This window comes from Streptomyces sp. NPDC002776 (genome assembly GCF_053592195.1).
The window spans coordinates 287,474-296,201 of record NZ_JBSFVG010000011.1 but is presented as its reverse complement, the minus strand read 5'-3'; the positions used below and the strand labels follow the sequence as shown (position 1 = coordinate 296,201).

Genomic DNA, 8,728 nt, shown 5'->3' with positions numbered 1-8,728 from the left:
CAACGTCCTGTGGGCCATGATCCGCGACGGAGCGTACTACCAAGCCACACCACCAGTCACAGTGGCGGCTTGACATCAGCATTGGGAAGCTCCTTCGGTCGCGGGCGGCGGCGCTCAGAGCCAGGGGCCCAGCGCGGGGGCGGATGTGCCGGTGTCCCGGCCGGTCAGATATGCGGCCAGGTCGGGCAACTCGGCGGTGAGGAGCGTGGGTTCGCCCTCGCCCGGCAGGTCCCAGGCGGCGGTCGGGGCCCGCAGGGCGACGGCCGGGCCCGGTGCCGCCGACCGTTTGGCCACGACGTCGTCGCACAGCGCCGTGAGGAAGTCGTCCGGGAGATCGGCGAAGGTGACGGTGGCCGCCAGATCGACGGCGTGCACGCAGACCTCGCGGGCCCGCAGCCAGGGCACCTCGGTGGCCGGTACGGTCCGGCCCTGCGCGGTGACGACCCGCGCCCGCCACTGCGCCTCGCCGAGCGCGGCCATCCCCTTCTCCAGGGCGTGCGCGGAGTCGCGCAGCCACGCGGTGAGTTGGGCGGCGGGCAGGGCTCGGCCCCGCTCGATGCCTCGGGCGCGCTCCTCGGGCGAGGCGTACATCGGGGTGGGTTCGCCGGTGGCGGCCCAGTGCACGAGGTTGAGAAGCGCGTCGGCGTTGGCCGCCACATGGGCGACCAGGTGCGCGCGGGTCCAGCCGGGCAGGGCGCTCGGCTCGTCGAAGCCTGTGTCCACCGCCCCCAGGAGCAGCTCGGTGCCGAGCCGGGCCCAGCGGCGGGCGTCGTCGAGGGTGCGCGGCATCAGGCGGACTTCTCCTCGACGACCCGGTTCTCCAGGCGGCCGATGCCCTGGATCTCGGTGACGACGGTTTCACCGCCCAGGAGGTAGCGCTCCGGCCGGCGGGCGTGGCCTACGCCACCGGGGGTGCCGGTGGCGATGATGTCGCCGGGGTTGAGGCGGACGACGGTGGAGACGTACCCGATCAGGTCGACGGGGTCGAACAGCAGGTCGCCGGTGGAGTCGGACTGCATGACCTCGCCGTCCACCCGCAGCGTCACGTCCAGGGCGGGGCGCACCCCGCCGGGCAGCTCGTCCGGGGTGACCAGGAAGGGGCCGACGGGGGTGGAGGAGTCCCACATCTTGCCCTGGAGCCATTCGCGGGTGCGGAACTGCCAGTCCCGGCAGGTGATGTCGTTGAGCACGGTGAACCCGGCGATGGCCGCCTCCGCCTCGGCGCCCCGGGCGCGGCGCGCGGGGGCGCCGACGACGACGGCGAGTTCGGCCTCCCAGTCGAACTTCGCGGTCTCCTGCGGGCGCACGATGTCGTCGTGGGCGCCGATCAGGCAGTCCGCGAACTTCGCGAACAGCGTGGGGTGTTCGGGCAGATCGCGGCCCATCTCCTGGATGTGGTTGCGGTAGTTGAGGCCGACGCAGACCACCTTGGTGGGGGCGGGGACCACGGGCGCGAAGTCGGCGCCGTCGAGGGAGTACGTCGTTCCGGTCACCGTCGCGGCCAGGCCCTGCCAGTCGTCCTGGCCGAGCAGAGCGCCCACGTCGGGGAACCCGAGGTCGACCAGCCCTGCCCCGTCGAGGCGTACGGCCCTCGTCGTACCGCCGGTGCGGAGGGTCGCGAGCTTCATCGGGGGGTTCCTTCCACGTGGGTGCGGTCGAGCCGCAGGGCTTCGAGGACGGGCGCGTCGCTGAACCGGAACAGGTCCAGGGCGCCCGAGTCGGAGTCGGTGGTGCCGGCCTCGGAGCGGACCGAGAAGGGTTGCCAGGAGGGGACCACGAAGAGGTCGCCGCGGGTGACCGACCAGGTGACGTCGCCGACGGTGACGGTGCCGGAGCCGTCGAAGACCTGGTGGACCGACGAGCCCGTCTCGCGCACCGGAGCGGTCTCGGTGCCGCGGGCGATCCGGTGCATCTCGGCCCGCATCGTGGGCAGCACGTCGGCGCCGGTCGCCGGATCGGTGAACCGGACGGCGGCGTGACCGGGCTCGACGGTGCCGCCGTAGCCCTCCGCCTCCAGGGCGAGCTGGTCGGTGAGGGCGCGGTCGGTGTGCTCCCAGCGGTAGGCGAGCAGCGGTGAGCCGGGGCCGGTGGGCGCGGCGCCCACCGGGCGCAGGCCGGGGTGGCCCCACAGGCGTTCGGCGCGCGAGCGGTCGGGGGTGGTCCGCTCGGCGTCGCCGAGCCGGTCCCGGCCGAACTCGAAGAACTGGCTCTCGATGGCGTACTGGAAGGGGATGTCCAGGCCGTCGATCCAGGCCATCGGCTCGGCGGTGGCGTTGTGGTGGGCGTGCCGGTTCCAGCCGGCCTGCGGCAGGAAGTCACCGCGCCGCATGGCGACCGGGTCGCCTCCCACGACCGTCCACACGCCCTCGCCCTCCACGACGAAGCGGAAGGCGTGCTGGGTGTGCCGGTGCTCGGGGGCGTCCTCGCCGGGCATGAGGTACTGGATCGCGGCCCACAGGGTCGGTGTGGCGAAGGGCCGGCCGCCCAGGGAGGGGTTGGCCAGCGCGATGGCCCGCCGCTCGCCGCCCCGGCCGACCGGGACCAGGTCGCCGGCCCGGGCCGCGAGGTGCCGCAGCCGCTCCCAGCGCCACAGGTGCGGCAGGGCCCGGGAGCGCGGATGGGCGGGCATCAGGTCGCCTATCTCGGTCCACAGCGGGACGAGCAGTTCCTGTTCGAAGCCCCGGTACAGCTCTTCCAGCGCCGGGGTGACCTCGGGCTGCCCGTCCGCGGCGACGGCCTGGAGGCGGACCGGCGAACCCGTAGCGGTGTCGTGCGCGATGGAGGACTGAGTCACGGACGACAGCGTGCGCGGCGTCCGTGGGGAGAACGGTGAGATTCTGGAGAGCAGAATCCGAAGGGCAGGTCACCGGTCATGGACAAGCCGCTCAAGAATCCGCCGCCCTACCCCATCGCCAGCGTGGACCACGCGCTGCGGGCGGCGATCGTCCTGCAGATGGAGGGCGGCGCGACCGTGTCGCAGATCGCCGAGCGGCTGGGCGTCGCGAGGTCGACCGCCCATCGGATCCTCGCCATGCTCGTCTACCGGGACTTCGCCGTGCAGGACGAGGACCGCGTCTACCGCGCGGGCCCGGTGCTGGAACTCGCCGCGCACTCCCAGTCGCTCGTGTCCCGGCTGCGCACGGCGGCCCTCCCCCATCTGCACCGGGTGGTGGATCTGCTGGAGGAGACCGCCAACCTCATCGTGCGCACCGGGGACACGGCCCGGTTCGTCGCCGGCGTGGAGTGCCGGCAGGCGCTGCGGGTCGGCTCCCGGGAGGGCATGGTGTTCCCGGCGCACCGCACGACGGCGGGGCTGTTGCTGCTCGCCGACCTGCCCGAGGCGGAGCTGGCGGAGGTCTACGCTCCCGAGCGGTACCGTGACCGCCCGGCCGAGCGGCCCGATCTCGCCCGGCTGCGCACCGAGTTGAGACGGCTGCGGCGCAATGGCTTCGCCGTCAACCGGGAGCGCTCCGAGCGCGGCCTCGTCGCCGTCGGGGTGCCGGTGCGCGACCGGGACGGCACCGCGCTGGCGGGCCTGTCGGTGTCGATGCCCAGCGTGCGGTACGACCCGCACCGGCTCCAGCCCCTGGTCGCCACCCTCAACGCCACGGCCCACGCCCTGGAGAAGGACCTCGCCGAGCAGGACTGAGCGTCCCGGTCGCACGGCGCCAGTCCGTCGCACGACGGTGCGTCAAAGGGGTGACACAGCAAGCGAGTTGTGGTTAGCCTTACCTAAGTTTGTGTGCACGGTTTCAGGGCGCTGTGGATCCGGTCCGGAGGATGCGTGAGGAAAGCGGACCTGCCGGGACGGGACGTCCTGCGGCGTGCGGTGGGCGGTCAGCGCCGGGACGTCGCGCTCGGCGCGGTGCTGGGCATGGGCCACCAGACGGGCGAGGCCCTGGTGCCGCTCGTCATCGGACTCGCCATCGAGCGCGGTATCGTGGACGGCGACGCCGCCGGACTGCTGCTGTGGCTCTGCGTCTTGGCCGTCGTCTACGTCGGCCTCTCCTTCAGTTTCCGCTTCTCCGCACGGGCCGGTGAACGCGCCTCCGTGACCGCCGCGCACCACCTGAGAACCGCGCTGGTCGAGCGGGTCCTCGCGCCCGAAGGCGGCGCGGCCGAGGGGCGGTTGCCCGGCGAGCTGGCCAACACCGCCACCGAGGACGCCAAACGGGTCGGCGCCGTCGCCATGGCCCTCATCGTCGGTATCGCGGCCTCCACCGGACTCGTGGTCGGCGCGGTCGTGCTGCTGCGCATGTCCGTACCCCTCGGGCTGCTCGTCCTGCTCGGCACCCCGCTGCTGCTGTGGCTCGGCCATCTGCTGAGCAAGCCCCTGGAGCGGCGCAGCGAGACCGAGCAGGAGCGCGCGGCCCACGCCTCGGGCGTGGCGGCCGACCTGGTGGCCGGACTACGCGTCCTCAAGGGCATCGGCGCCGAACCGGCGGCCGTGGCCCGCTACCGCCGGATCAGCCAGGACTCCCTCACCGCCACCCTGCGCGCGGCCCGGGCCGAGGCCTGGCAGAACGGCGTGGTGACCATGCTCACCGGCGCGTTCCTCGCCCTGGTCGCCCTGGTCGGCGGACGGCTCGCCGCACGCGGTGACATCAGCCTCGGCGAGCTGGTCTCCGCCGTCGCACTCGCCCTCTTCCTCATCGGCCCGCTCTCCGAATTCTCCTGGGTCAACGCCGAGTTGGCGCAGGGCCGGGCCTCCGCGGCGCGGATCGCGGAGATCCTTGGTGCGGGTCGTGCCGTCACGGCGAAGGCGTCCGGCGGGGCGCTCGGCCGCGTCGAGGGCAGGCTGCGGCTGCGCGGCCTGTCGTACGGCCCCCTGCGGGAGGTCGACCTGGACATCGCCCCCGGCGAGACGGTCGGCGTCGTCACCACCGACCCCGCCGACGCCGTCGCCCTGCTCCAGCTGCTCGCCCGCCACGCCGATCCCGACGAGGGCGCCGTGGAGCTGGACGGCACGGACCTCACCGCGCTGGGCCTCGCCGAGCTGCGGGCCGCGCTCCTCGTCGCCGAGCACGACGCGGACCTGTTCGAGGGGAGCGTCCTGGACAACGTCACCGCGGCCGCGGGACCGGACGCCCCCGTGGCCGCCGCGATCACCGCGTCCGGCACCGACGAGGTGGTGGGCACCCTGCCCGACGGCGCCGACACCGCGGTCACCGCCCGCGGGCGCTCGCTCTCCGGCGGCCAGCGGCAGCGGGTGGCACTGGCGCGGGCGCTGGCCGCCGACACCCCGGTGCTCGTCCTGCACGAGCCCGCGACCGCGGTCGACGCCGTCACCGAGGTCCGGATGGCGGCCGGCCTGCGGGGCCTGCGCGGCGGCCGGACGACGGTACTGGTGACCAACAGCCCCGCCCTGCTCGCGGTGACCGACCGGGTCGTCCTGCTCGACCGGGGCTCGGTCGTCGCGGCCGACGCCCACGACCGGCTGGTCCACCAGCACGGCGCCTACCGTACGGCGGTCCTCGCATGACCGATTCCCCGACGGCACCCGAATCCTCCACCGCACCCGATTCCCCGACCGCGCCCGCATCCCCGTCCTCGCCCGGCACCGCCGCCCCCGAGTCCCAGTCCCCGCTGCTGCCCGTCGCGACCCCCGCCCGCACCCGCGCCGCCGTCGCCCGACTGCTGCGCCCGCAGCGGGCGTTGGCGCTGACCGCGTTCGCCGTCATGGTCGGTTCCACCGCCGTGGGACTGCTCACCCAGCCCCTGCTGGGCCGGATCGTGGACCTCACCGCCGACCGCGGCTCCGTCGACGCCATCACCACCACGGCCGCTCTGCTGGTCGCCGTCGCCGTGGCCCAGGGCGTCACCGCCGGGTTCGGCCTGTCGCTGATCTCCCGGCTCGGCGAGACCACGCTGGCCCGGCTGCGCGAGATGTTCGTCGAACGGGCCCTCGGCCTGCCGCTGGAGCGCGTGGAGCGGGCCGGCGCCGGTGATCTGACCGCCCGGGTCACCGCGGACGTCTCCCTCGTCGCCGACGCCGTGCGCAACGCCCTGCCGGAACTGGCCCGCTCCCTGCTGACGATCTTCCTGACGCTGGGCGCGATGGCGCTGCTCGACTGGCGGTTCCTGCTGGCCGCGCTGCTGGCGGTGCCCGTCCAGGTGGCCACCGCCCGCTGGTACGTGGCCCGTGCCGTCCCGCTCTACGCCGAGCAGCGGGTGGCCGCCGGCGCCCAGCAGCAGCAGCTGCTCGACACCGTCGCCGGGCACTCCACCGTGCGGGCGTTCCGGCTGGAGCGGGAGCACACCGAGCGGGTCACCGAGCGGTCCCGGTCCGTGGTGGCGCTGACCATGCGCGGGGTCCGTCTGGTCCTCGGCTTCTACAGCCGGCTGCACATCGCCGAGTACATCGGGCTCGCCGCGGTGCTGTTCACCGGGTACTGGCTGGTCCGCCAGGACTTGGCGTCCATCGGCACGGCGACCGCCGCCGCCCTATACTTCCACAGCCTGTTCACCCCCGTCAACGCCGCCCTCGTCCTCCTCGACGACGCCCAGTCGGCCATGGCCGGCCTGGCCCGCCTCGTCGGCGTCACCGACCGGCCGGAGCCCGCGGAAGGTGCCCGGCCGGGCGGGACGGGCCGGGTCGAGGTCACCGTGCGCGGCCTCACGCACGCCTACCGGCCCGGCCATCCAGTGCTGCACGACATCGATCTGACGATCCGTCATGGCGAGCGAGTGGCCCTCGTCGGCGCCAGCGGGGCCGGCAAGACGACCCTGGCCAGACTCGTCGCGGGCATCCAGCCGCCCACCTCCGGCACCGTCCTGGTCGACGGCGTGCCGCCCGCCGAGCTGGGCCGGGCCGCCGCCCGCCGCACGGTCGCCCTGATCACCCAGGAGACCCATGTCTTTTCGGGCCCCCTCGCCGACGACCTCCGGCTCGCCAAGCCCGACGCCACCGACAGCGAACTGCGCGCCGCACTCGACCGCGTCGACGCCCTGGCCTGGGCCGAGGCGCTGCCCGACGGTCTCGCCACGGTCGTCGGTGACGGCGGCCACCGGCTCACCGGCGACCGGACCCAGGCCCTGGCGCTCGCCCGGCTGATCCTCGCCGACCCGCCGCTGGTGATCCTCGACGAGGCCACCGCGGAAGCGGGCAGCGCCGGGGCGCGGGCGCTGGAGAAGGCCGTCGCCCGTGCCGTGGACGGCCGTACCGCGCTGATCGTGGCCCACCGCCTCAGCCAGGCGGCGACCGCCGACCGGATCGTCGTCATGGACGCCGGACGCGTCGTCGAGACCGGCACCCACGACGAACTGCGCGCCGCCGGCGGACGCTACGCCGCCCTCTGGGAGGCCTGGTCCGACATCCGCTCCTAGACGCACCGCAATCGCACGTCCGGCCCACAGGAAACCCGAACAGAAGGACCACCGATGTTCCGCTCCCGCCAGGCTCCCCGCCTCGCCGCCGCGCTCGCCTCGTCCCTGCTGCTCCTGACCGCCGCCACGGCCTGCGGCGACGACGACCCGGACGCCGACACCCAGGGCTCCGACCCGAAGGCGAGCGCGTCCGGCGGCGCCGCCTTCCCGGTCACCGTCGCGCACAAGTACGGCAGTACGACCGTCGAGTCCGAGCCGAAGCGGATCGTCACCGTCGGCCTCACCGACCAGGACTCGGTGCTCGCCCTCGGCACGGTCCCGGTCGGCACCACCGAGTGGCTCGGCGGCTACCGGGGCGCCGTCGGCCCCTGGGCCGAGGACCGGCTCGCCGGGGCCGAGGCGCCCACGGTCCTCAAGGACACCGGCACCGGACCGCAGGTGGAGAAGATCGCCGCGCTCGAGCCGGACCTGATCCTGGCCGTGTACGGCGGACTCACCAAGGAGCAGTACGAGTCGCTGTCCAAGTTCGCCCCCGTGGTCGCCCAGCCCAAGGAGTACAACGACTACGGCGTGCCGTGGCAGGAGCAGACCGCGACGATCGGCGCGGCGCTCGGCAAGAGCGAGGAGGCCACGGCGGCCGTCAAGAAGACCGAGGCCGCGATCGCGGCGGCCGTGCGGGAGCACCCCGAGTTCGCGGGGCAGACGGCCGTGATGGCGACGCCGTACGAGGGCATGTTCGTCTTCGGCAGCCAGGACCCGCGCTCGCATCTGCTGACCGACCTCGGCTTCGAACTGCCCAAGGACCTGGACAAGGCGATCGGTGACCAGTTCGGCGCGAACATCAGCAAGGAGCGCACCGATCTGCTGGATCAGGACGCGATCGTGTGGCAGGTCGGTGACGTCGTCAAGGACGCCGGCAAGCTGCACAAGGACGCCTCGTACAAGGACCTGGACGTGGTGGCCGAGGGGCGCGAGGTCTACGTCAACGAGACCAGCGACTACGGCAACGCCCTCTCCATGGGTACGGTCCTGAGCCTGCCGTACGTGGTCGAGCGGCTGGCCCCGCAGCTCGCGGCGGCCGTCGACGGCAAGGCGGACACGAAGGTGGAGCAACCCGCGTCCTGACACGGATGAGGGGGCGGCCACGGCGCCGCCCCCTCCTGTGTTCCGGTGTGTTCAGTTGTCCATGGCCTCGGCCAGGCTCCGGGGCCGCATGTCGGTCCAGTTGGTTTCGACGTACTCCAGGCAGGCCTGTCGCGCCGCGGGGCCGTGGGCCACCCGCCAGCCCGCCGGTACGTCGGCGAAGTCCGGCCACAGGCTGTGCTGGTTCTCGTCGTTGACGAGCACCAGGTAGACGCCCTCGGGGTCCTCGAAGGGATTGCTCATGCTGCCGTTCCTCTCC

The 8,728-nt window shown here is 73.8% G+C and carries 8 protein-coding genes; 4 read left to right on the top strand and 4 right to left on the bottom strand.

Annotated features, from left to right (window positions below; genetic code table 11):
• Nucleotides 1-114 precede the first annotated feature (114 nt).
• From ACWD11_RS23455 to ACWD11_RS23445, 3 genes are read right to left on the bottom strand one after another with little or no spacing between them, the layout of a single operon-like run.
• A complete protein-coding gene (locus ACWD11_RS23455) occupies nucleotides 115-789 on the bottom strand; it encodes a maleylpyruvate isomerase family mycothiol-dependent enzyme (RefSeq protein ID WP_451285239.1) in 675 nt (224 codons plus the stop codon).
• Complete coding sequence (locus ACWD11_RS23450) at nucleotides 789-1,628, bottom strand: fumarylacetoacetate hydrolase family protein (protein ID WP_389417699.1); 840 nt, start codon at nucleotides 1,626-1,628, stop codon at nucleotides 789-791. Before ACWD11_RS23450 ends, ACWD11_RS23455 begins: the two co-directional genes overlap by 1 nt.
• Nucleotides 1,625-2,794, bottom strand: coding sequence for a cupin domain-containing protein (locus ACWD11_RS23445; RefSeq protein ID WP_389417698.1), 1,170 nt, complete (start codon nucleotides 2,792-2,794; stop codon nucleotides 1,625-1,627). Before ACWD11_RS23445 ends, ACWD11_RS23450 begins: the two co-directional genes overlap by 4 nt.
• Before the next feature lie 78 nt (nucleotides 2,795-2,872).
• Here ACWD11_RS23445 and ACWD11_RS23440 point away from each other — a divergent pair, with 78 nt between their 5' ends.
• The 4 genes from ACWD11_RS23440 to ACWD11_RS23425 all read left to right on the top strand — a co-directional run bounded on the left by ACWD11_RS23440 (nucleotide 2,873) and on the right by ACWD11_RS23425 (nucleotide 8,451).
• Entirely contained in the window at nucleotides 2,873-3,649 is a 777-nt protein-coding gene (locus tag ACWD11_RS23440; protein WP_389417697.1) for an IclR family transcriptional regulator, read from the top strand.
• Nucleotides 3,650-3,784: 135 nt separating this feature from the next.
• Nucleotides 3,785-5,482 (top strand): ABC transporter ATP-binding protein, encoded by a 1,698-nt coding sequence (locus ACWD11_RS23435; RefSeq protein ID WP_451285236.1) that lies wholly within the window; start codon nucleotides 3,785-3,787, stop codon nucleotides 5,480-5,482.
• Entirely contained in the window at nucleotides 5,479-7,326 is a 1,848-nt protein-coding gene (locus ACWD11_RS23430; protein WP_451285234.1) for an ABC transporter ATP-binding protein, read from the top strand. The genes ACWD11_RS23435 and ACWD11_RS23430 overlap by 4 nt, the downstream gene beginning before the upstream one ends.
• 54 nt (nucleotides 7,327-7,380) lie before the next feature.
• Complete coding sequence (locus tag ACWD11_RS23425; RefSeq protein WP_451285232.1) at nucleotides 7,381-8,451, top strand: iron-siderophore ABC transporter substrate-binding protein; 1,071 nt, start codon at nucleotides 7,381-7,383, stop codon at nucleotides 8,449-8,451.
• Between the two features lie 51 nt (nucleotides 8,452-8,502).
• Here the strand turns inward: ACWD11_RS23425 and ACWD11_RS23420 are convergent, their stop codons facing one another.
• Nucleotides 8,503-8,712: an MbtH family protein gene (locus ACWD11_RS23420; protein ID WP_451285230.1), complete on the bottom strand. Its 210-nt coding sequence runs from the start codon at nucleotides 8,710-8,712 to the stop codon at nucleotides 8,503-8,505.
• Nucleotides 8,713-8,728: the final 16 nt, after the last annotated feature.